This window comes from Tumebacillus flagellatus (assembly GCF_000714935.1).
In the GTDB taxonomy this organism is placed as follows: domain Bacteria; phylum Bacillota; class Bacilli; order Tumebacillales; family Tumebacillaceae; genus Tumebacillus; species Tumebacillus flagellatus.
The window spans coordinates 17615-39841 of sequence record NZ_JMIR01000010.1; the positions used below are offsets into that span (position 1 = coordinate 17615).

The 22227-nt window shown below is 53.5% G+C and carries 27 protein-coding genes; 18 read left to right on the plus strand and 9 right to left on the minus strand.

Translation table 11 applies throughout. The features are described 5' to 3' along the window. Positions 1–33 precede the first annotated feature (33 nt). Positions 34–243, minus strand: a complete 210-nt coding sequence (locus EL26_RS08540; protein ID WP_038086882.1) for a DUF1540 domain-containing protein — start codon at positions 241–243, stop codon at positions 34–36. Positions 244–444: 201 nt separating this feature from the next. Here EL26_RS08540 and hppD point away from each other — a divergent pair, with 201 nt between their 5' ends. The 5 genes from hppD (at position 445) to EL26_RS08565 (ending at position 5160) form a co-directional block, all read left to right on the plus strand. After that, the gene (hppD, locus tag EL26_RS08545) at positions 445–1545 is read left to right on the plus strand and encodes a 4-hydroxyphenylpyruvate dioxygenase (RefSeq protein ID WP_038086884.1); all 1101 of its coding nucleotides are present in this window, start codon (positions 445–447) and stop codon (positions 1543–1545) included. Continuing rightward, entirely contained in the window at positions 1545–2498 is a 954-nt protein-coding gene (locus EL26_RS08550; RefSeq protein ID WP_038086885.1) for a fumarylacetoacetate hydrolase family protein, read from the plus strand. Before hppD ends, EL26_RS08550 begins: the two co-directional genes overlap by 1 nt. Before the next feature lie 76 nt (positions 2499–2574). Then, positions 2575–3732 (plus strand): homogentisate 1,2-dioxygenase, encoded by a 1158-nt coding sequence (locus EL26_RS08555; RefSeq protein WP_038086887.1) that lies wholly within the window; start codon positions 2575–2577, stop codon positions 3730–3732. Positions 3733–3747: 15 nt separating this feature from the next. Further along, positions 3748–4359, plus strand: a complete 612-nt coding sequence (locus EL26_RS08560) for a flavin reductase family protein (RefSeq protein ID WP_038086889.1) — start codon at positions 3748–3750, stop codon at positions 4357–4359. Positions 4360–4527: 168 nt separating this feature from the next. Next, positions 4528–5160 (plus strand): hypothetical protein, encoded by a 633-nt coding sequence (locus EL26_RS08565; RefSeq protein WP_038086891.1) that lies wholly within the window; start codon positions 4528–4530, stop codon positions 5158–5160. A gap of 196 nt (positions 5161–5356) precedes the next feature. On the opposite strand, the gene EL26_RS08570 is transcribed toward EL26_RS08565, so the two are convergent. Then, positions 5357–6238, minus strand: a complete 882-nt coding sequence (locus EL26_RS08570; protein WP_038087107.1) for an acyl-ACP desaturase — start codon at positions 6236–6238, stop codon at positions 5357–5359. 180 nt (positions 6239–6418) lie between these two features. Here EL26_RS08570 and EL26_RS08575 point away from each other — a divergent pair, with 180 nt between their 5' ends. From EL26_RS08575 to EL26_RS08600, 6 genes are all read left to right on the plus strand, one after another. Further along, positions 6419–6637, plus strand: a complete 219-nt coding sequence (locus EL26_RS08575) for a hypothetical protein (RefSeq protein WP_038086897.1) — start codon at positions 6419–6421, stop codon at positions 6635–6637. Next, the gene (locus EL26_RS08580) at positions 6634–7062 is read left to right on the plus strand and encodes a hypothetical protein (protein ID WP_038086901.1); all 429 of its coding nucleotides are present in this window, start codon (positions 6634–6636) and stop codon (positions 7060–7062) included. The genes EL26_RS08575 and EL26_RS08580 overlap by 4 nt, the downstream gene beginning before the upstream one ends. Positions 7063–7168: 106 nt before the next feature. Then, complete coding sequence (locus EL26_RS08585) at positions 7169–8944, plus strand: adenine deaminase C-terminal domain-containing protein (protein WP_052036152.1); 1776 nt, start codon at positions 7169–7171, stop codon at positions 8942–8944. A 59-nt stretch (positions 8945–9003) separates the two neighbouring features. Continuing rightward, on the plus strand, positions 9004–9414 hold the full coding sequence (locus tag EL26_RS08590; RefSeq protein ID WP_152559214.1) for a hypothetical protein: 411 nt from the start codon (positions 9004–9006) through the stop codon (positions 9412–9414). Then, positions 9411–10409, plus strand: coding sequence for a glycosyltransferase (locus tag EL26_RS08595; protein WP_038086907.1), 999 nt, complete (start codon positions 9411–9413; stop codon positions 10407–10409). Before EL26_RS08590 ends, EL26_RS08595 begins: the two co-directional genes overlap by 4 nt. 158 nt (positions 10410–10567) lie before the next feature. After that, positions 10568–11776 (plus strand): glycoside hydrolase family 16 protein, encoded by a 1209-nt coding sequence (locus tag EL26_RS08600; protein ID WP_052036153.1) that lies wholly within the window; start codon positions 10568–10570, stop codon positions 11774–11776. 68 nt (positions 11777–11844) lie between these two features. Here EL26_RS08600 and spoVAE read toward each other — a convergent pair whose 3' ends face one another. The 5 genes from spoVAE to EL26_RS08625 all read right to left on the minus strand — a co-directional run bounded on the left by spoVAE (position 11845) and on the right by EL26_RS08625 (position 14855). Then, entirely contained in the window at positions 11845–12195 is a 351-nt protein-coding gene (gene spoVAE / locus EL26_RS08605; RefSeq protein WP_038087116.1) for a stage V sporulation protein AE, read from the minus strand. 21 nt (positions 12196–12216) lie between these two features. After that, positions 12217–13227 (minus strand): stage V sporulation protein AD, encoded by a 1011-nt coding sequence (spoVAD, locus tag EL26_RS08610; RefSeq protein ID WP_038086910.1) that lies wholly within the window; start codon positions 13225–13227, stop codon positions 12217–12219. Positions 13228–13233: 6 nt separating this feature from the next. Further along, entirely contained in the window at positions 13234–13707 is a 474-nt protein-coding gene (gene spoVAC / locus EL26_RS08615) for a stage V sporulation protein AC (RefSeq protein WP_038086913.1), read from the minus strand. An 18-nt stretch (positions 13708–13725) separates the two neighbouring features. Continuing rightward, positions 13726–14586: a DUF421 domain-containing protein gene (locus tag EL26_RS08620; protein ID WP_038086921.1), complete on the minus strand. Its 861-nt coding sequence runs from the start codon at positions 14584–14586 to the stop codon at positions 13726–13728. Between the two features lie 62 nt (positions 14587–14648). Continuing rightward, positions 14649–14855 carry a DUF1657 domain-containing protein gene (locus EL26_RS08625; RefSeq protein ID WP_038086923.1) on the minus strand — a complete coding sequence of 69 codons (207 nt, stop codon included), beginning with the start codon at positions 14853–14855 and terminating at the stop codon, positions 14649–14651. A 111-nt stretch (positions 14856–14966) separates the two neighbouring features. Between EL26_RS08625 and EL26_RS08630 the strand changes: the two genes are divergently transcribed. Both EL26_RS08630 and EL26_RS24485 read left to right on the plus strand, forming a co-directional pair. Then, positions 14967–15185, plus strand: a complete 219-nt coding sequence (locus EL26_RS08630) for an Ish1 domain-containing protein (RefSeq protein WP_038086926.1) — start codon at positions 14967–14969, stop codon at positions 15183–15185. A gap of 445 nt (positions 15186–15630) precedes the next feature. Then, entirely contained in the window at positions 15631–15750 is a 120-nt protein-coding gene (locus EL26_RS24485; RefSeq protein ID WP_081857073.1) for a putative holin-like toxin, read from the plus strand. Positions 15751–16025: 275 nt separating this feature from the next. Here EL26_RS24485 and EL26_RS08635 read toward each other — a convergent pair whose 3' ends face one another. Both EL26_RS08635 and EL26_RS08640 read right to left on the minus strand, forming a co-directional pair. After that, positions 16026–17783: an AIPR family protein gene (locus EL26_RS08635; RefSeq protein WP_052036154.1), complete on the minus strand. Its 1758-nt coding sequence runs from the start codon at positions 17781–17783 to the stop codon at positions 16026–16028. A gap of 200 nt (positions 17784–17983) precedes the next feature. Beyond that, complete coding sequence (locus EL26_RS08640) at positions 17984–18199, minus strand: hypothetical protein (protein ID WP_038086932.1); 216 nt, start codon at positions 18197–18199, stop codon at positions 17984–17986. A gap of 95 nt (positions 18200–18294) precedes the next feature. Between EL26_RS08640 and EL26_RS08645 the strand changes: the two genes are divergently transcribed. The 5 genes from EL26_RS08645 to EL26_RS25410 all read left to right on the plus strand — a co-directional run bounded on the left by EL26_RS08645 (position 18295) and on the right by EL26_RS25410 (position 22218). Next, positions 18295–18702 (plus strand): hypothetical protein, encoded by a 408-nt coding sequence (locus tag EL26_RS08645; RefSeq protein ID WP_038086933.1) that lies wholly within the window; start codon positions 18295–18297, stop codon positions 18700–18702. A gap of 64 nt (positions 18703–18766) precedes the next feature. Continuing rightward, on the plus strand, positions 18767–19210 hold the full coding sequence (locus EL26_RS08650) for a hypothetical protein (protein WP_052036155.1): 444 nt from the start codon (positions 18767–18769) through the stop codon (positions 19208–19210). Further along, the gene (locus EL26_RS08655; RefSeq protein ID WP_038086935.1) at positions 19200–19685 is read left to right on the plus strand and encodes a hypothetical protein; all 486 of its coding nucleotides are present in this window, start codon (positions 19200–19202) and stop codon (positions 19683–19685) included. Before EL26_RS08650 ends, EL26_RS08655 begins: the two co-directional genes overlap by 11 nt. A 407-nt stretch (positions 19686–20092) precedes the next feature. Further along, on the plus strand, positions 20093–21712 hold the full coding sequence (locus EL26_RS08660) for a DUF927 domain-containing protein (protein ID WP_038086938.1): 1620 nt from the start codon (positions 20093–20095) through the stop codon (positions 21710–21712). Positions 21713–22065: 353 nt separating this feature from the next. After that, a complete protein-coding gene (locus EL26_RS25410; protein WP_161780689.1) occupies positions 22066–22218 on the plus strand; it encodes a hypothetical protein in 153 nt (50 codons plus the stop codon). Positions 22219–22227 lie beyond the last annotated feature (9 nt).

Here is a 22227-nt window from a genome sequence, read left to right on the forward strand (position 1 = left end):
TCCGCAGACCGCCGCCTTTCTCCACAACCCAACTTACGCTTTCGCTTTGAAAGTATGGCACATGGTGCAACGGCTGTTGGCCGCGGTGTCCTTGTGCACGTTTTCACCGAGGTCGCCTCCGAACTCGGTGTTAAACTCGCGGTTGGCGTGTGCGTCGATCTCGACGAGAATCGAGTTGGCCGCACACGCGCCGCCTTCTGCCCAATACGAACAGTTGGAAACAGAGCAACGTACTTCCGGCATCCACATGCACTCCTTTCAAATCAGGGTCTAGACGTAGTATGCCCAGCCGCTTCATTCCTACCCGATTCCTATATTGCTTTAACGCTTCAAAACCTTTTCGTTTCAACGTAGACGCTTGCGTGACCAACCGTTCGGTTGTTACTCTAGCTGTGACAACAATCTGAAAACGGTTTCTTCTCTTACCCCAAGGAGGTCATACACATGGCAGACCAATACGATTTCTTACCGATTCGCCACGTCGATTACGTGGAGTTCTGGGTGGGCAACGCCAAGCAAGCAGCGTACTACTTCGCATCGGCTTTCGGCTTCCGTCCGGTCGCGTACAAAGGCTTGGAAACCGGCTCCCGCGACCGCGTTTCCTATTACATGCAATCCGGCGACATCCACGTCGTCCTCACGGGGACGCTGGATGACAGCACCGATATCGCAGCACACGTCAAACTCCACGGCGACGGCGTCAAAGACATCGCGATGCGCGTTGACGACGCAGAACAAGCGTACAACGAAGCGATCAAGCGCGGCGCTGTTTCCGCGATGGCTCCGCAAACGCATGTCGACGAGTTCGGCACGATGAAAACCGCCGCGATCTACACCTACGGCGAAACCCTGCACACGTTCGTTGAGCGCGACGACTACAACGGCATCTTCCTGCCGGGCTTCGTGGAATTCAAAGGCACCATGCCGGTCAACGACGCGGGCCTCGTCGCGTGCGACCACATCGTCGGCAACGTCGAAGAAGGCAAGATGGACGAATGGGTGAACTTCTACGCCAACGTCCTCGGCTTCTCGCAACTGCTCTCCTTCGACGACAAGGACATCTCCACCGAATACACCGCGCTGATGTCCAAAGTGATGCAAAACGGCTCCGGACGCATCAAGTTCCCGCTGAACGAACCGGCACAAGGCAAGAAGAAATCGCAGATCGAAGAGTACCTCGACTTCTATAAATCTCCGGGCGCGCAACACATGGCGCTGATGACGCACGACATCATCTCCACCGTCGCCAAACTCAAAGAGAACGGCGCGGAATTCCTCCAAGCACCGGACTCCTACTACGAAGAACTGAAATCCCGCGTCGGCGACATCGACGAAGAGATCGAAACGATCAAGAAGCTCAACATCCTCGTCGACCGCGACGAAGACGGCTACCTGCTGCAAATCTTCTCCAAACCGATCATGGACCGCCCGACGTTCTTCTTTGAAATCATCCAACGCAAGGGCGCGACTTCGTTTGGCAAGGGCAACTTCAAAGCGCTGTTTGAAGCGATTGAAAAAGAACAAGCCCTGCGCGGAACTCTCTAATGAAATACGTTACCTACCTCGACACAGATGGCGTGGCGCGCGCGGGTCTCTTGATCCGCGAGCACATCGCCGACTTGGAACGGGGGCTGCAATGGGCGCAGGAGAAGGGACGTTGCCAAGCGCAACGTTCCTTCCCGGCGTCCCTTCTCCGTTTCTTGGAGTTGGGTTGCGACGCGGGCGAATTGGCGGCGTATCTGATGGAAGACACCGCCTGGCACGAGGAACCCTTTGCCGTCCCTTTGGCAAAAACGACCCTGCTCGCACCCTTGCCGAACCCGCGCTCGTTCCGCGATTTTTACGCGTTTGAAGAGCATGTGAAAACGGCGCGCGCCAACCGCGGCGCAGACATGGTGCCGCAGTGGTACGACTTTCCCGTGTTCTACTTCTCCAACCACCAAGCGATCGTCGGTCCGGATGCAGACGTAGAACGACCGCGCTACACGGAACGGCTCGACTACGAGTTGGAAATCGGCATCGTGATCGGCAAGGAGGGTCGCAACATCGCGCCGGAGAACGCACGGGAGCACATCGCCGGCCTGATGGTGCTCAACGACTGGAGCGCCCGCGATGTTCAAATGAGGGAAGTCGCGGTCGGACTCGGTCCCGCCAAGGGCAAGGACTTCGCGACTTCGACGGGCCCGTATCTGCTCACGATGGACGAGTTGGAAGACGTGCGCGACGGCGACCGCTGGAACCTCGCGATGACCGCCCGCGTCAACGGGCGCGAATTGTCGCGCGGGAATTTCCGCGACATCTATTTCTCGGCGGGCGAATTGATCGCCCGCGCCTCCGACAGCGTGACCCTCTATCCGGGCGACGTGCTCGGCACCGGCACGGTCGGCACAGGCTGCATCTTGGAGTTGACGACGGATGTGCACCGCTGGCTGGAACCGGGTGACGTCGTGGAGCTGGAAGTCGAACGCCTTGGCGTGCTCCGAAACCGCGTGAAATAAAGCCTGAAGTTCGAAAACTTGTCAGCATGTCCACAAGCCAACTCTGGCATTTCTACTACAAAGGAGGTATCATCCCATGCCTTTTTACCAAAGCCTCGGCGAGATTCCGCACAAACGGCATACTCAATTCCGCCAAGCGGACGGATCGCTGTATCGTGAAGAGCTGATGGGCACCAAAGGGTTTTCCGGCATCTCGTCGCTCTTGTACCACACCAACCCGCCGACGCAAGTCAAACGCGTGGAGAAAGTCCGCGACTTCGTGCTGGAAGCGGAACCGCAAGGGCCGCTCGCGCACCGTCACTTTTTCACGTCGCGACTGGAGAAGGGCGGCGACCCGATTGACGGTCGCACCACGCTGTTGTTCAACGACGACGTGACGATCGGCCTCTGCCAGCCGACCGAGCCGATGAACTACTTCTACCGCAACGGCGAGCAAGACGAAGTGTTGTTCGTGCACAAGGGCACCGGGAAACTGGAGACGGTCTTCGGCACGATTCCGTACCGCGAGGGCGACTACCTCGTGATCCCGATGGGCACGACGTACCGCGTGGTCACGGAAACTCCCTCGAAGTTTCTCGTCATCGAATCGGCGAGCGCCATCGAGACGCCGAAGCGCTACCGCAACGAGTTCGGCCAGCTGCTGGAGCATTCGCCGTTCTGCGAGCGCGACATCCGCCCGCCGTCCTCTCTGGAAACGCACACCGAGCAGGGCGAGTTTGAAGTGCGCGTGAAAGCGCGCGGGATGCTGACCGCGTACTTCTTCGAATTCCATCCGCTCGACGTGGTGGGCTGGGACGGCTATCTGTTCCCGTATGCGTTCAACATCGAGGACTTCGAGCCGATCACGGGCCGTCTGCACCAGCCGCCGCCGGTGCACCAGACGTTCCAAGCGCACAATTTCGTCATCTGCTCGTTCGTGCCGCGCCTCTACGATTATCATCCGCTCTCCATCCCGGCGCCGTACTTCCACTCCAACATCGAGTCGGACGAAGTGCTATACTATGTGGACGGCAACTTCATGAGCCGCAAGGGCATCGAGGAAGGCTCGATCACGCTGCACCCGATGGGCATCCCGCACGGCCCGCATCCGGGCACGATTGAAGCGTCGATCGGGAAGAAGGACACGCAGGAGCTCGCCGTGATGGTCGACACGTTCCGCCCGCTGAAAATCGCGAAGCTCGCGGGCCGCGTGGAAGATCCCAAGTACATGATGTCCTGGAATCCGCAAGCGTAACGGAGGCGTTTTTTCATGCAAATCGATCCGAAGTCCCTCCCGTGGAGAGACGCGTACAAGTATCTGAACGGCTCCATCTTGCCGCGCCCGATCGCGTTCGTCTCCACGATGGACGAAAACGGGACGCTCAACCTCGCGCCGTTTTCGTTTTTTACCGCGGTGGCGGCGAATCCGCTGACGATCTGCTTCTCCGTCATGCGCCGCGGCACCGACGGTGCGAAGAAAGACACGCTGCAAAACATCGAAGCCACCAAGGAATTTGTCGTGAACATCGTCAGCGAGTCGTTCGCCGTCCCGATGAACGTCACGGCGACCGAATTCCCGCCGGAGGTCTCCGAGTTTGAACAGTCCGGCCTCACTCCGGCTCCGAGCACGGTCGTCCAACCGCCCCGCGTGGCGGAGTCGAAGATCAACTTCGAGTGCAAACTGCACCAGATCGTCGAAGTCGGCGGCGATCAACCGGGCGCGTCGGCGCTCGTGATCGGCGAAGTGGTTCACATCCACGTCGACGACTCCATCCATCTGCCCGGCGGCAAGATCGACGTGCAAGGGCTGCAACCGATCGGTCGCCTCGCTGCGAACGATTATGTGCGGGTGACGGACATTTTTGAACTGGTACGGAAGTAATAGGCAAAGTTAGAAAAACATAGCAATTTCAGGAAAAGCGCAGGAGGAGAGCCTCCCGCGCTTTTTTTGTACGGTCCGTGTTGGTGCCGGAGATGGAAAAGTGTGCTATTCTTCAAGAGGCAGTTTAAGCGAATATAAATAGAAATGAATCATACGGGGGTTCGAAACATGAAAAAAGCACTGGCACTGGGTCTGTTGGCGGTACTCGCCACGACGTTGATTGGATGCGGCTCGTCCACCGCGACGTCGTCGAACGGCGGCGATACGGCGACCAAGCAAGAAGCGGTGAAATCCGTACCGGAAGACGCGGTCAAAGGGTTTCTGGACAGCTTGAAGAAAGTCGACCTCACGGGGGCCGCCGCGTACACGGAAGACAACAACAAAGACATGTTCTCTTCGGAAGAAACCAAAGAATCGCAACAAGTGCTCAACGACATGCTGAGCGCGTTGACCTACGAAATCGGCGAAGTGAAAGCGGACGGCAACAAAGCGACCGTTGCCGTGAAAATCTCCGCCGTTGACTTCACCAACCTGATGCAAACCGTGATGTCCGACATGATGACCGAAGCGATGAGCGCGGCGCTCGCCGATCCGACCAAACAGCCGGATCAAGCCGAGATGGAGAAAAAAGCGCAAGACGCGGTCGCCAAAGCAGCGAAAGACCCGAGCGCGCCGAAGAAAAACACCGACCTCACCATCGACGTCAAGAAAAAAGGCGACAAGTGGGTGATCGTCAACAACGACAACAACTCCAAGTTGATCGCCGCCGCGTTCGGCCTCGATCCGTCCGCGTTGGAATAGTCCCATACGGATTCAACAAAAAAAACCGCATGAGCACATCGGCTGCTCGGCGGTTTTTACATGGAGGATAGTCCCCGCGTCCCCAAAAAACGCCTGAGCACCGTGTCTGCTCGGCGTTTTTTTACGTGGGTTGTCCTCTGCGCATCCAACCAAAAACCGCCTGAGCCACTTGCGGCGGCTCGGCGGTTTTTTCAACTTAAGCGTACCGCTTGGCGATGCGCTCCAGGCGGTTGCAGTATTTGAGAACTTCTTGACGGGCGAGTTCCGCTTCGGGAGCCGTCGGTTTGAGGTTTTCGAAATCCCAGTAGTCGACCAGCGCCTGCACCACTTGCTTGTAGTAGTGCTGCGGTCCGTAGTTGGCGTCGCGGGCGATGGTCTTCATGCGCTCTGCAAAGTCCGGCATGTTCTCGCCCGGCATGAAGAACCCGAGCAAGACGTTGCGCACGTAGTAGATGTAGTTCGGCTCCAAGTCCAGATGCGCTTTCACAGCGTCCCGGTAGAACGCGTAGTGCAAGGACTCATCCTTGGCGAGACGGCGCAGCAGCGTGCTCAGCGTCCGGTCGTAAGGCGTGGCGGCCTTGGCGACGTTGTTGTAGAAGACCAAGGTGGACAACTCTTGGAACGAAGCGTAGGTGATCGCTTCGATCGGCGTGGTGAAACTCGATTCAAATCCGCCGTACACGACCGATTTGCGCAGGTGGTGCAGGTCGGACGGGTTGGAGTTGCGCGTGAGGATCAGATAATTCTCCAAGAGGTTGCTGTGTTGGTCCTCTTCCGCGACCCAAGTGTGGATAAACTCCCGCATGACGTTCAGCGAGCCGACAAAAGTCTGGCACAGATACGTGGTAAACCACGGTAAATTAACTTCGGTCAACAGAGCCGTTTCAATCGCCGTGTAGATGGCAGGCGGAAGTTTGCGCTGTTCGAGGCTCCAAGGATTCTCTCGAAAGCATTGGCCTTGCCCCCAGGGCACAAATTCGTGGTAGCTCCAGTCGATGGCGGCGGCGCGTTCGAGATGGTCTCGGTACAAGTCGATCAGTCGTTGTTCCAAGCGTGGGTTCAGCGTGGGAAGAAGGATCATGTCTGACCTCATTTCTGGTGGTTTTGAGTTTTCAATTTCGTTGTGATGTTCCATTATAGTATAGAGGTTTCGGATGGGTTTGCCTACAGAGAATCAAAGGGTGTTTTTTGAAGGCTCTGTTTTTCTCCTGAAAAAAATGAAGTATAGTAAGAAAGTAGAGAGGAGCGTATCGAACTTATGGCATTTCACACATCCTACAAAGTCGAGGACGGCCGCACGCTGCATGCGAAGTTTGAAAGTCGGGACAACCGCGACGGGTTTGAAATTTCGCTTGGCATGTACAAAGCCAATCTCGGCCCGATCACCGAAGCGGTGTTTGCTCAATATGTAGAACGATTCGCAGGCGAGTGGTCCGAATCGGATGATCGCGAACCAGAAGGAGAGAGCTCGCAATGAACGGGATTCCCATGAACCATCCGGTGATTTCGGCGACCCATTGGGGACCGCTTTTGTTCACGTTGATCTTCGGGGCCGCGATGGCGGTGATTTTATTTGCGGTGATTCGCCGACGCGCGCTGCAAGCGGACAACTCCATCGTGTTCGGCGGCGTCGCGAAACTCGTCATCTATCTCGCGGGCTTGGTCTTGACGATCATGTTTGCGTTCTACCTCGGAATCTCCGTCTTGAAAAACATCGGCACGCCGGACCAAAGCATGGCGTCGGCGATCTCGTCGATCACCGTCGTCGAAGCCGGTCTGATCGGCGCGCTGCTGCCGTACCGTTATCATGCCCGCTCCGGCCAGTCGCAGACGTGGCTGTGGCTGGTGATCGGCGTGGTGAACGCGTTGCTTTTTTACGTGATCGCTCAAATTTTGCGATAATGTTCATAAAAAACGCCGCGGCCCGGAGAGGAGCCGACGGCGTTTTTGTCGTAGTGGTAATGAATAGAGATTCACATTCGGTAGAGAACCGGTAGGAGGGGTCGGCATGGCGGCAAATACAGTGCGTGGAATCACGGAGGAAGAATGGGGCAGGCTGGTGTCTTGTGCCAAGGGCAAGTCTGAACCGGATCTGGTCGTCCAAGGCGGCACGGTGCTGAACGTGTACAGCGGCGAACTGATGGAAGCGAACCTCTGGGTGGTCGGCAACCGCATCGCGTATGTCGGGCCGCGCGTTTACGAAGGCACACAGGCGCACGTGATCGACGCGACGGGCAAAGTGGTGTCGCCCGGCTACATCGAGCCGCATGCCCATCCGTTTCAGCTCTACAACCCGATGCGCTATGCGGAGACGATTCTCGCGCGCGGGACGACGCTTTCCGTCAACGACAACTTGATGCTCGTGCTCGGCATGGAGTTTGCGCAGGTGGGGCGTTTTTTTGAAGGGATGGCGCAGTTGCCGATCAAGATGATCTGGGGCTTGCGGCTCGACCCGCAGGCGCATCTGCCGGAGAAGCGGCACAAGTTCGGCCACATCCCCGTCTCGCGGATGTTGAAAAACCCCTACGTCTGGCAAGTCGGGGAAGTGACCGACTGGAAATCGTGGGTGGACGGCGACGAAGAGATGCGCGACAACGCGCTGGCGGCGCGCGCCATGCACAAGCGGGTGGAAGGGCACGCAGCCGGCGTTTCGTGGGACACGCTGAACGTGCTGGCGGCGGCGGGCATCACCGCCGACCATGAAGCGATCAACGCGGACGAAGCGCTGCGCCGCTTGCGTCTCGGCGTCTGGACGACGCTGCGCCACTCGTCGCTGCGCCCGGACTTCCCGCAGATCTTGCCGGAGTTGATTCCGCAGGTCAAAAACTGGAGCCGCGTGATGATGACGACCGACGGCCCGACGCCGGAATACTTGCAGAACGGCTACACCGACTTCCTGATTCGCCACGCCATTGAGCTTGGCATGGACCCGATCACGGCGTATCAACTCGTCACGATCAACCCGGCGACGTACTACGGCGTCGACGCGGAGATCGGCGGGTTGGCGCCGGGCCGGATTGCGGACATCCTCTTGCTGTCCGACCTCTTGAACCCGACGCCGGAGTTGGTCATCGCCGAGGGCCGCGTCGTGGCGAAGGACGGCAAACTGGTCGAGCCGTTGAAGGAAATTTCGTGGGCGGACATCGGCATGCCGCCGGTCAAGAAGCTCGCGGAGCCGATTCAACCGGAGTGGTTTGACGTGTACACCGACCGCGAAACGTTCCCGGTGATGCGCTTGACGAACCCGGCGATCACCCGCCTCGCCGAAACGCCGGTGGAGACGGACGAAAGCGGCCGCGTCGTCGGGCTGGTCGAGAATTCGGAAGACCTCTGCTACGTCTCGTTGCTCTCGCGCAACGCCGAGTGGGTCTGCAACGGCATCATCCAAAACTTCGCGACGAACGTGGCGGGCCTTGCGTCGAGCTACACGGGCGCCCGCGAATACCTCGTGATCGGACGGGATCGAGAAGCGATGGCCGCCGCCGTCGAGCGCATGCAGGAGATCGGAGGCGGCATCGTCATCGTCGACGAGCACCACAGCGTGCTCTATGAACTGCCGCTCGTCATCGGCGGCTCGATGGGCGCGCAGACGGTGGAAGAGCTGGTGCAGAAGTCGAAGGAGCTGTTGGCGGTGCTCAAAGACTTGGGGCATCCGCACTATGATCCGGTCTACACGCTGTTGTTCCTCTCGTCGGCGCATCTGCCGGAAGTGCGGTTGTCGTCGGTCGGGCTGTTTGAGATGAAGACGAAGCGGACCTTGCATCCGAGCCGGACGTTGCGTTAGGATGGCGTGTATGGGGATTTTTTCCTGACCGGAGCAGAGGAGAGGAGCGTGGAGGCAAGATGATGGTCTATGAGGAACGGTACGGAGATCGGGTGACCTGCCCGCACTGTGAAGCGAAGGGCGCGCACTTTGACGAGATTCCCGTGTCGGAAGGCTCGTTTGAAGAAGTGCTGTGGCAAGCGCAAGTCTGCCCGCGCTGCCGCCGCGCGGTGCTCTTCAAGCGGATTTGCGATTTCGGCGACACGACGTCGCTGTGGCTCGCCGATCATCGCGCCGAGCCGATCCGCCGCTATGTGATCTTCCCGGAGTCCGGCACCCGCCGCGTGCTGTGGCGGATGTTCGTCGAGGACCCGCTGCATACGTTTTTGGCGCGGCAGGGATTCTATGACCGACATCTGGTGCTGATCCGCCCGCGAACAAAGCAAGCGACAACCAGAACCGCATCGAATCGCATGGGGGTACACGAATGAAAAAAGTCGGCTTGGTGATGCGCAAAATTCAATTTGCAGAAGCACAGGGCCCGCGCGTCTTTGCCGAGCGATTGCAAGCATTGTGCCGGGACTTCGGAGTGGAGATCGTCTTTCTCTCTCCGGAGCGTCACGTCAGCGGACATGATTGGCTGCCCGGCTATGAGCATGAACGGGGCGATCTGGTCAACTACGACGTCATCCTCGACCAGATCCACGCGCACAACATCGAGCACGTGATCTACACCGTTTCCGGGTTCACGTTCTTGAAACTGTTCGTGGAGAAAAGCGTGCTGTTTCCGCACAGCTTCCCCGATCCGGCGCTGACCGGGTACGAGATGATGAAGCCGTTCTACTCGATTGTGGATAAAGCGATCGTGCAGACGCAGTTTCTAAAAAGGGAACTGGGCCGCAACTTCGGCGTCACCGACGTGGACGTGATTCCGATCGGCTTCAACGAGGAGTTGGCGAAGCGGCACTTCGACCCGTCGCAAGTCGTGGAGAACCGCGTGCTCTGGATCGGGCGCGACGAAGAGAACCGCCGTCCCGACCTCGTCTTGGAGTATGCGCGGCAGAATCCGGAGACGGACGTGGTGATGGTCTTCGGCGGCCGCCGCTACGAAGAGAGCATGAAGAAGTACGACATCCCGTTCAACGTGACGTTGAAGTTCGCGCTGACGCAAGATGAGATCTTCGCGCTGATGAACTCCTCCAAAGTGTATTGGAGCTGCTCGAAGTTCGACACGTTTGCCATGCCGCTCACCGAGGCGCTGGCGATGGGCAAGATCGTCGTCAAGCCGGAACACCCCTGCTACGACCACATCTCTTCCAAGCACGCGTTTGCGGGCAACGAGAAGAACTGGTTCGATCTCGTCAACATGGCGCTCGCATCTCCGCATCGGGTGTCGCGCGAGAACCGCGCGTACGGGTTCGAAAACTTCTCCGCCACCGTGATGAAGCAAGGGTACGAAAAGTTCTTCGACCAATGGTTGCGATAGAAGAAAAAATGCTCTGGGCACAGTCAGTTTGTGCCGGGGCATTTTTTTGTCTGATCACGAAACCGCTTTCGGACTTTCAGGAATGCGGCAGGCGATGCTGGAATATGATTTTCATGTCTTAACACATTGTTTACACAGAAAAGAAAGGGAGATACGACATGAAAAAAAGGATGCTGCGCCTGCTTTCCGCCTCATTTTCCGCCGCTTTGCTCGCAACGGTTGCCGTCTCGCAACCGCTGCCGGCTCACGCTTCGGCACCGTCCGCGCCGACCGGCTGGACGAACGTGTTCACCGATGATTTTAACGGAGCTTCCGGAAGCGGTCTCAATACGGCGAACTGGCTGTATGACACCGGACACTCGTATCCGGGCGGTGCGTGGAACTGGGGGAGGGGCGAGATCGAGTCGTACACGAGCTCCACGTCGAACGTCTACCAGGACGGCGCAGGCCATCTGGTGATCAAAGCGACCCGCGACGGCAGCGGAAACTGGACGTCGGGACGCGTGGAAACGCAATCGACGAACTTCCAACCACCGGCGGGCGGCGTGATGCACGTGGAGGCTTCGCTGCAACTTCCGAACGTAACCGGTTCCGCCGCGCAAGGGTATTGGCCGGCGTTCTGGATGCTCGGCGCGCCGTTCCGCGGGAATTACCAAAACTGGCCGAGCGTCGGGGAAATCGACATCATGGAGAACGTCAACGGCGTGAACACGGAGTACGGCACGCTGCACTGCGGCTCCTCTCCCGGCGGCCCGTGCAACGAAACGTCGGGGATCGGCGGGAACAAAACGGGCTTCTCTCCGTCGCTGCAAACCGCGTTCCACAAGTACGCCGTGGAAGTTGACAAAAGCGTCTCGCCGCAACAGATCCGCTGGTATGTCGACGGCGTGAACTTCTTCACGGTGAACTCCAACCAAGTCGATGCGACAACATGGTCGAACGCAACCGATCACGGCTGGTTTCTTCTCTTGAACCTCGCGATGGGCGGCGACTGGCCGGGCAGCCCGACCGCTTCGACCGTTTCCGGCGCGGCGATGCTGGTCGATTACGTCACCGTCTGGACGAAACCGGGCAACGGCGGCGGCGGCACGACGACCGATACCTCCTACGGCGTGAACAACGTCTCTTCGTCGCAAGCGAATTTCTACTTCCAACCGAACGGTTACAGCGCGCAATACGTGATCTTGCACTACACCATTCCGGGTCAAGCGCAGCAAAACGTCAACATGACGTACAACTCCGGCACCGGACGCTGGGAGTACACGGCGGGCGGTTTGAGTTCGGGACAGAACGTCTCCTATTCGTATACGTACAACAAAAACGGCCTGCAGTACGACACCGCGTGGTACTCGTACACCAAACCGTAGACCCAATCCGTAAACTTCAACCCGCAAAAAACGGAGTTGCGCCCCTTGCGCAGCTCCGTCTCTTTTTGCTACCCGCGCGCCCGAAACACCAGCGTTGCCAAGAAACCGAAGATGATCGCCGCCGAGATTCCGGCGCTGGTCACTTCAAAAATTCCCGTCAAAACCCCGGTCAGCCCGTGCAACTTCGCTTCGGCAATCGCTCCTTTGACCAAGGAGTTTCCAAACGACGTGATCGGCACAGAAGCGCCGGCCCCGGCAAACTTCACCAATGGTTCATACAAATTGAAGCCGCCCAGAACGGCGCCGGCGACCACCAGAGCGGACATCGTATGCGCGGGGGTCAGTTTGACGACGTCCATCAGAAATTGGCCGACCACACAGATGACACCTCCGACCAAAAAAGCCCACACGAAACTCATCATCTGCATTCGCTCCTCTTCTTACGCTTCAATCGAGACGGCGTGGGCGATGCAGGGGATGCTCTCGCCTTGCTGAAACGTCAGCGGAGAGAGCAGCGCGCCCGTGGCGACGACCAAGATTTTTTGCCATGCGCCTTGCCGCATTTTTTTCAACAGATGTCCGTAGGTGACGGCGGCGGAACAGCCGCAACCGCTTCCTCCCGACCAAACGCCGGGGTTGTCGCCGTAGATCAGAATTCCGGCGTCTTGGTACGTGTCCAGGGGGATGTTGATCCCGTGCCGTTGGAACAGATCGCACAGGATGCTGTGTCCCACGCGCCCGAGGTCTCCCGTGATCACCAAATCGTATGTATCATAAGGCAGTTGTCGGTCGCGAAAGTGCGCTTCGATGGTGTGAAACGCCGCGGGTGCCATTGCTGCGCCCATATTAAACGGATCGGTCAGACCCATGTCCACGACACGTCCGATCGTCGCGGACGTGACGTGGAGGCGGTTTCTCGTGCCGTCGTTTCGTCCGACGACGGCCGCTCCGCCTGCCGTGACGGTCCATTGCGCGGTCGGAGGTTTTTGCGCGCCGTATTCGGTGGGGTAGCGGTATTGTTTTTCGGCGGACGAGTTGTGGCTGCACGTGCCCGCCAGCGCATAGTCGGCGGATTGTTTGTCCACCAACAGCGACGCAAGCGCCAATCCTTCCATCGAAGTGGAGCACGCACCAAACAATCCGAGGTAGGGGGCGGCGAGCGTCCTCGCGGCAAACGAAGACGAGATGATCTGGTTCATCAAATCGCCGCCGAGAAAAAAGTTGATGTGTTCCTTGGAGATTCCGGCTTTCTCCAGCGCTTTGTCGCACGCTTCTTCCAAGAGAACTTTCTCGGCTTGCTCCCAGCTTTTTTGTTTCATCAGGGTATCTCCGTGCAGCAAGTCAAAATCCTCGGCAAGCGGCCCTTCGGCTTCAAACGGTCCGCCGACGGCGGCGGAGGACAGAATCACCGGTCTGCTGGCAAACTCCCACGATTGGTGTCCTTTGAGCATCGGGAATCAGCCTCCCATTTCGATCAGCGTGCGAATCAAGCCAACCACAAACGCGGCGGCGACGCCAAACACGATGACGGGGCTGGCGATTTTGAACATGTTTCCGCCCACACCCAGCACATAGCCTTCGCTTTTGTGCTCCAGCGCGGCGGAGACGATGGAATTGGCAAATCCGGTGACCGGCACGGCAGTTCCCGCGCCCGCCCATTGCGCGATGCGGTCGAACACGCCAAATCCGGTGAGCAGCGCGGCGAGGAGGATCAACACGGCAACGGTCGGATTGCCCGCCGTTTTTGGATCAAAACCGAAGTAGTGGATGAAGACCGTTTGAATGCCTTGCCCGAGCGCGCAAATCAACCCTCCGACCAGAAACGCGCGAACAAAATTCATCGCGATGGGGCGGGGGGGTTCGTGTGATTTGGCGAGCTCTTGGTATTGCTGTTGGACGAGGGTCAGTTTTTTCTTCTTGGCGTCGGCCATGTCTGGCAGGCACTCCTTTCACCGCATCAGGTGGGGCGTGAGTCCGTCGAGGATCTCTTGCAATTGCGCGGCGCTGGTTTCATAGAGCAGTTTGGCTTTTTCGTTTTGGGTGGAGAGCGCGTAGAGCTCGAAGTCGGCTTGGCATTTTTTTAACGTTGCGTACGCGAGGGGGCGCGTTTGCGGAGCGGGGACTTGCAGCTTGTCGTCGAAGAGATCGAGCGTCAATTCCCCGTTGGAATCCACCTGCCCGAGAAATACGTTCTCCAGCGCCACGCCTTGCATCTCCAATTCTCCCTGCAACCACAGTCGGTTCAGTCCGACCGTTGCGAGCGACTCGTCCATGATCTCTCCGTCCAGGATCACCGCTTGCGGTTCTTGTTCCGGCGAGACTTTCCAGCCCATCTTCTTGGGGGTGATCGGTTGGCTTTCCGATTTGAGCAGGACGCTCACTTTGCCGTTGGGCTCCATCAGGGCAAATTCCACGTCGGCGACTTTAAATGCGTTTTTGAGACGCAGTTGTTCCAGCAACTCGTCGGACGACATGCGCTCTTTTTTGAGGTTGTCTTCCATGACCTTGCCGTTTTTGATCAAGATGCGGGCTTTGCCCTCGACAAAGTTGCGGATGGTTTTGCTTTTCAGCGCCAACCAGCCGAGCAAGATCGGGAAGAGGGCGTAGATCGACATCGCGAGCAGACCTTTGTACATCGGCCCGTTGACATCGTCGGCGATGATCGCCGCCATGTCCCCGATGGCAATTCCCACTGTATATTCGAAAAACGTCATCTGTGAAAGTTGCCGTTTGCCGATCATTTTGGTAAAAACAAAAACGGCCGCAATCGAGACGAAGGAGCGGATGAGGATCGACACCCATTCGGGCATACCAAACACCTCCATAAAAAGGAGAGGCGTTGCACCTCTCCCTTGGTCAGGCTTCGAAACGCTTAAAATCCTTTGTAGGTCGGTTCTTCCTTCTCCAATTCATGCACTCGCTGCTGCACCGAGTTTACGATGGATTGGGTTTGTTGCGCGGCTTGCGTGTACAGTTGTTTGGCTTTTTGGTTCTGCGTTCCCAGAGCGAACGTTTCCAAGCTGGCTTGGGCGCTTTTCAAAGAAGCCAGCGTTGTTTTAACCTGTTGAGAGACGGTCATGGGATCAATCACCTCCTTTGACGAAGTTAGAATGGACTTCGACAATACTTTCTATACTCGTAGGAAATGGTGCTCGAATGTGGGAAAACGTCAAGAAAGTCTTCCGCGCACATGCTACACTGCAAACAGAAACTCAAGAGAGAGGACGACATCTATGCGAAGGCGATTCAGTACTTCAAGTCCACGTATGAGGATGCGCGGGCGTACGCAGAGGAGCACGGCGTGAAGCAAGGGCGTGTGGCCGAGAAGCGGGAGGCGCTGGTGGAAACGGTGCGCGAGTTGGCGGAGATCGAAGCGGAGTTTCGCGAGGCGCTTTTTGTCAGAGATTAGACAGGCTATTTTGACAATTTCCGCGAGAGGCGTATAATGGGGTTCAACTTAAAAGTTCTGAGCTGCGCCAACTTCCTACGAAGGAGAGGATTTCGCCATGAAGAAACTCGGTGGATTTCTGTTGGGAATGCTTCTGCCTTTCGTCGCTGTTGCAAGTGCTCCGTTCTTGGCTTTGTACGCGCTCGTCAGCAATTTCACGGATACGTTTTTATAAGGAATTGAGAAAAAGCCCTCCGGCGAACCGGGGGCTTTTTTGCATGGAAGCGGTGACCACCGGGTCGCCGAGGAGTTTTTTATCAAGGGAGGGGGCTCCGATACATTTGTTATCTGAGTCTAACGAACAATCGTTCCTCTTTTGATTTCTCTGTGATAGAATACAACCAACACAATTGAATAGGCTCCTCAAGGGTGATCGGCTCATCCCCTGTAGAAAGGGGGTGTTGCCATGTCTGCACATGAAGTCATTTCGCTCATGCTCCAGTTTGGGCTGTTTTTGATCGCAGCTCTTACTTTAGTCGTGACGATCATGAAGCATATGTTAGACAACCAAAATAAAAAGAAATAGATCGCCCTTAGAGTTTGGCAGCTCGGGCGATCTATTTCGTCTAACAAAACCATATTGAGCCGACACCCTTGAAGGGTATCAGTTGTGCAACGACCGTAGGTGTTCCCGCACCTGCGGTCATTTTTTAGTTTATTCGTTGCGTGTGAGATCATTCTACCACAATTTGTGATGGAATCTCAACGTTACCTTACTTATGATACGGTTCACCGTGACGGTTTTACCGCATGTTGTTACAAAAACTCCCCTACATGATGCAGGGGAGTAACCGTAAATCATCATCCTTGTACTTTTTTTGCAAAGTTCTCGAAGATATCAGGGGTTGCTGTTGCTATTACTTCAACCATGCTTCGAAAATCAACTGTTGCTTTTCTTACAGTTTCCCTGTTTTTCAAACTGTTTTCAACAGCTACTTTGAGCTTGTTGGCAAATGGTAAAGTAAATGAAACTACTAAGTCCCAATGCTTTACTGCAGTTTCAGGAGGCACCTTTGTACCAAAAGAAAGTCGAAATTTATTTGGTACAGGTTTATTGAGAACAACCTCCAAACAGTAAGAAATTGCATACAACAGAAGGTATGCCGAGCCTCTATAACGCAGAAATTCAAGATGCTGTTTTTCTGTATCTTTTAATAGCCCAGCATTATTTCTTGCAATCAAGTTTTTCTTCTTGTTCTCAATTGATCTAAGCAATGAATATACAAAAACTGCATGTTCTGCTGTTGTACTATCATTAAATACATTTTGATATAGGTTGTTTTCCATCCATATTTTTGATTTTTGATTATACGCAACAATTGGATCCCCGTGAAATGCTGTCAACGCCATTGCAACAGAATCCGAAGGAATAAGATTTTGGGGGCGTCTAATAGCATCATCATTATTTCCACGCCTTCCTCCCAGATATGTAGCGTTAGGGATTTTTTCAAACTCCTCCCTCAATCTACGTTGAATTGCATCATTACTTCTAAAATCAGAAGCTTCAACTTTATTTTGACTGTTATTATATTTAATTATACCTTGTATGGTATCTGCATTCTTGCACATTACGAATCTTACAGGAACCATTACTTCGGAAGAAGGTGCCTTTGTAAGGGAACCAAGAGAGCCTGTTGTTTGAGCCCCGTTTACAATCGAGATACCAGTAATGTCCAAAAAAGATTTACCATTTTCATTGCGTAGGTTATCAAAACTATGCACTAAGACAGTCAGTCCATTATTGTACACCCAAAAATTCTCTGGGTTAGAGGACGCAGTTGTTTTGATCCTGTGGTTAATGTTCTTATCACTTCTTCGGCTACCTAAGTACTCCCTTACATTAGCAGAAAACAACTTATCCTTATAAGTTGAGTAGATTTCATGAAGCCATTGTGCTGGAACCGCTGTAACAAACGCCGACCAACTTGTCTTATCTAAACGGTATCCGCCAGGAACCTCTATAGAAAACGAGTCAGTTACAAGAATATTTGCAACTAAATCAGTATACCAATCCTCAAGAGTTTTATTACCTACCTCTTCTGCCTCAATTTCAATTTCAGATCCAGGAAAGTTTTTATGGAGTGCATTAAGGGCGGTATGTTCAACTGTTTTCAATTCCTCCATGACGTTTTTAGATTCATTCAAGTTATGCACATACCAAATTTTTATAGACTTAATCTGATCCGAGAGAATAGCGTCTCTAAGAGCAGTCGCAGTCGGTCGAATGTTTTTCGGAAGTTCATCAATCGGCCTTGCAAAGAGCCAAGATATAGCTGTGTTTAAAATCTTTGCTTTATTCTCTGGCGCTGCTTCCGGCAAACGTTCTTTTTTGCAAAAATATCCTTGAGCTATTACAACGTGGCCGTTTTCCTGATTAATGTAGACTAGGTCACAACCTTTATCATTTCCTCCATCTACCAAAGCATCAGATGCCACTGAGTAAATGTCTTCAATTCTATATCTCATTAAAAGGGCGAAAAGCAATAGAGCATCATCCCCGTATTCATTCAAATCATCACGAGCCTCAAAATCTTTTAAATAAGTAAATTCACAAGACAAAATAATCCCTCCCATTATAGAGTCAATCTAACCATATCAAATATTCGAGATCATTTCAATAACTTTGTGCGAACAGGGGTTTGTTTGATAATAAAAGTGATTAGCGAATATGCCGCCAATCACTATAAAGGATAATCAGATTTATTTTAGATACCTACAACATAAGTGCTTTATACAACTATTGGGATACTATTCCATTCTTACACTATATCTACACCTTGACTCAATAAAAATTTCCTAATACAAATCTCTACATACTCCCCCCAAAGCGATTCCCACTCCAGCAACATATCCCATGTCAATTCGTCAGCTGCCACTTTGATTTTTGATTCGGTCACAAGCATTTTCTCCTTTACCTCAACAATCTCTGGCTCACCTTCTATCTCCTCCACAAACCGCTCGAACTTGTCCAACATTGCGGCACCTCCAGGCTCTCAATCGGATTAAATTATATTTAAATTATATATTATAAATTTGAATTACACAACACTAGTTAGGAGGTTTACCACATTTGCGCATCATCTCTACGTTCGCCCATCTCCAACAATTCAAGTTGGTGAACAACTTCCCGAAGGAACTTGCTGACATCATTGAATCGGAGTTCCAGAGTCTTATGTCAGTCTACAGCACCGAAGCGGCTCATGATGCGCTCTCTCTCGATGAGCATTACATCCGCTTTTTCGTGCTGGAGGAGGAGCTTGAGTTTTTCACTCTGATCGCTTCCCTCATCTCTCCGCCCTTCATCGGGCCGCTCATGTACAGAAAGCCCGAGTACGCAGAGATTCTGTCCTCTGGCCAAACAGAAGTCTGCAAGGTGTGCTATCTCTTGGACAACGAGTGCTATGCCTTTCTGTACGCTTTGCACACCGAAAGTATCGCTGCCTGGATTCGTGAGCACATCGAGGGGGAGGAGAATTGAATTCTTCTGCTACTAAACCACGCTTCCACACGGGAGCCATTTTTGTTGTTGGGAGTGATGATCGTTGATTGCAATCAAAACCTTGGCTAACCTGCGCTGTCTCAAAGGCTCCAGAGCACTGCCTGACAGCTACGTAGCCCTGATCGAAGAAAACTTCACATGCCTGATGGACACGCTCCGCCATCGGGAAACCGAAACGGAGGAGGAATTTTCGCTTGACGGTCACGGGTACATCGTGGTCTTGCAAAGTTGCGACGACCTGCGCGATTTGAGCACGGTCGGCCTCCATCGGGACGAAGGAGGCTTGCTCGGCGGGCTGGATTGGATCGACGCTCTACCTCTTGGAGACAGTTCGGTCTACATCATGAACATCAACTACTCGGATGCCTACACGATGACCTTTTTCTCAGAAGTCGGCATCCATGACCATGAAATCGAAGCATGGCTGGACAAGGAGTGTTCCCGCCACGCTATTTCTCTGTCTAGGAGGGTTCGCCATGCAAACTGAGGAGAAACAAAACTACCTCATCCGCATCGTGGCCGAGTCGGACGACTTTGACGGAGTCGCGTCCTATGGAATCGCCCACCGCGACTTCGACGGCGTGGTTCAGGTGCTTGTTCCTGAAGAGGACGGCTGGTGGGAAGAAGCCTATGTTCCCTACCTCCTGTTCTACCGAGGTGATACCCCAGACCACGCCACTCAAGAGCTTCTGGTTCATGAAGCAATCGAAAACGATACCTACGAGTACTGTAGCCCGGATACCTCATTCCTCGAAGTGAACTGCGAAAAAAGACCATACGAAAAAGTGAAATTAGTGGATTCAAACAGCTTCGAGGAAATGGCTAGACACGGAATGATCTTCGGACATTTCTATCGTCAAGCGAGCTACTGGCACGAAGATGATGGCCAACTCTTTCTCCTATTCTGCGACAGCGCTGACGACTTGCCTCAGTTTGACCTTGACGATATCGAACTGCCCTGAGATAAAAAGCACCGATACTCTCCTAAAATGAGGATATGGCTTGAGTTCTCATGGTCGTGACAACCTATTCTTACTCATGGAAAAAAACATCATTGACACCGTAATAAGACCGTTATATATTGGTGTCACAAATCAATACGTTTTAGGCCGCCTCTGCTGTTCTTCAAAGTACGAGAAGAACGTGTGCATGCGAACTCAAGTCATTATGCTTGGATGAATTCGATTCGTCCAAACAAGACGCCATCAATAACAAGATTTCCCTATGGGGGTCTCTTGCTATTGATGGCGTCTTTTTTTTCACTCTGCCATCTTCCAAGAAAAGGGGATGATCTCTGTGTGAGATTGACCTGCAAAGCTACTACCCTCGAACCCAAGCTCGAAAAACTTTTGAAAAGGAGTTGTTCCCCTTGCCTAACAATAATCTCTCAAACAACAAAAAACGCATGACAAGATTTAATTCTCCTCATTCAAGCAAGCCAAACTCGACAATTCTGCCTTCGAACATCAATCAAAGAATCAATATCACTGGCATTAAACGCAACATCGACACTGACGAAATTTTACTTGAAGTCACTTATGACTACCTGAATACCACCTATACTCGAACGGTTTCTCGTGAGTCCCTTTTTTCCCGTTCGAAGAGTCGAGAACTCCTTAACTTCGGAATGGATTTTTTCGAACACACAGCCCATGACATGCACAAGTATCTTTCCGAGCAAGAAAAGAATTGTTCCCCAACTTATGTTCATAGCAATGTGGGTTTCGGAGAGTTTGAAGGGAAGACGATTTACAAGCACTGGAAAGCTCATGGCCTTCCATCTCTCGAATCGTTGTACCAAGGCCCCCTCAATATCAAACCATTGGGCAAATACAAACTCTGGAAGGCTCTTGTGAAGAAGGAGGTCTTAGGTAACATCCCCTTGGAGTTAGCCTTGCTTTTTGGTCTATCCGCTCCCGTGGCCTCACTGATCGCTCGTCATACCGGCCTAGAAGTTCTCTTCGTTCATCTCTGTGGAGACAGTACCCAAGGCAAGACCACCGCGATTCGACTTGCCGTTTCACCATTTGGTTGCCCCGACTCAAAAAATGGAGGGCTTGTCAGAACATGGGACTCAACTTCCAACGGTCTGTTCGCACAATTACGCGGGATTCATGGACTCCCATTAGCGTTCGATGAGGCATCCATGCATGAGGGCAAATTCTCTAACTTCGTATATAAGTTGGCAAGCGGTCAAGAGAAGACCAGACTCAACAAGGAATCTGAACTGAAAGAAAACGGCGATTGGAACGGGCTTGTCCTGTCTACTGCCGAGCATTCCCTTCTTGCAAAAAGTTCGAAAAACAACGGAGTTCGGATGCGGCTCTTCGAGTTTCAAGACATCACTTGGACCAAATCGGCCTCCAACGCAGATAACTTGAAACACGGGCTGCTCAAAAATTATGGACAAGCAGGGCCTAGATTTGTCCGACACCTGTTGTCACTAGAAGATGAAACCTTGCTATCCAAGTGGAACGAATATCGAAAGCTGATTCGCGAAAAAATTGCAAATCCTGACCACTTCGTAGATCGTCTCGCGGACAAGTTCGCTATCATTCTCGTGACAGCTTGGTTTGCAAGAGAAGCCTTACGCCTTGATTTCAATTTTGACAAGATTCTAGAGATGCTCTTGTGTCAAATTCAGCAGAATAGCACAGAGCGTGACCTCGGACAACGCTCTTACGATTACTTCCGGGAAACCGTCACTCAACATCATTCAAAATTCACTGAGCACAGTCATGAACAGTGGGGAGCCTTAATTCATAAAGATGGTAAGTTGAAACAAGTTCTAGTTCTTCGCCCCATAATGGAAAAACTCCTGACGGAAGGTGGCTTTGAGAACTGTCAAGTGATTCTCAAAAGCTGGGCATCCAAGAAGTGGTTGGACTGTGATCATGGCAAATTGACGCGTAAAAGAACATTACGTCCTAAGGGGTCTGCCAATCGCCTCTACGTGGTTAACATCTTGGATGACGCGGAGAACCAGTAACAATAGGCACAACATTTCTTCCTAGTCACCTCCCACCCTCCCCGCATATGGAGATGAGAATTAAGGAGTCGCCTATGAAGAAACAGCGACTCCCCCTTCCCACCTCTAGCAAAGGAGCTTGAGTGCAGTTTGGAAATCGTAACCCGAACAATAATGCTCTCAAGACTAAACATATAGGGGGAGAGGGGGGGTTGCCCTAATAGCGGAGTTTTTCAAGGTTTTCGCTCTATATCTTGCGGAGGATTAGGTGGATCTCCCCCCATAAAAAGTGGGGAGATTGGCTTCAATATCGCCCGAAAGGGCCAATATTTCAAACCTATATTATAACTATGGAACCGAAATGGAGGCATCCGATGATGATTAGCCAAAGCGTACCGACCTACGACAGTTTCATCCGCATCCTTTCCGACATGGTGAAAACCTACGCCGATCATCCTCCTAAAAGTAAACCAACTGAAAAAAGTCCTAAAATCACGAAACTTTCCTCCCTTGTAGACGAACATTGAAAGGAGATC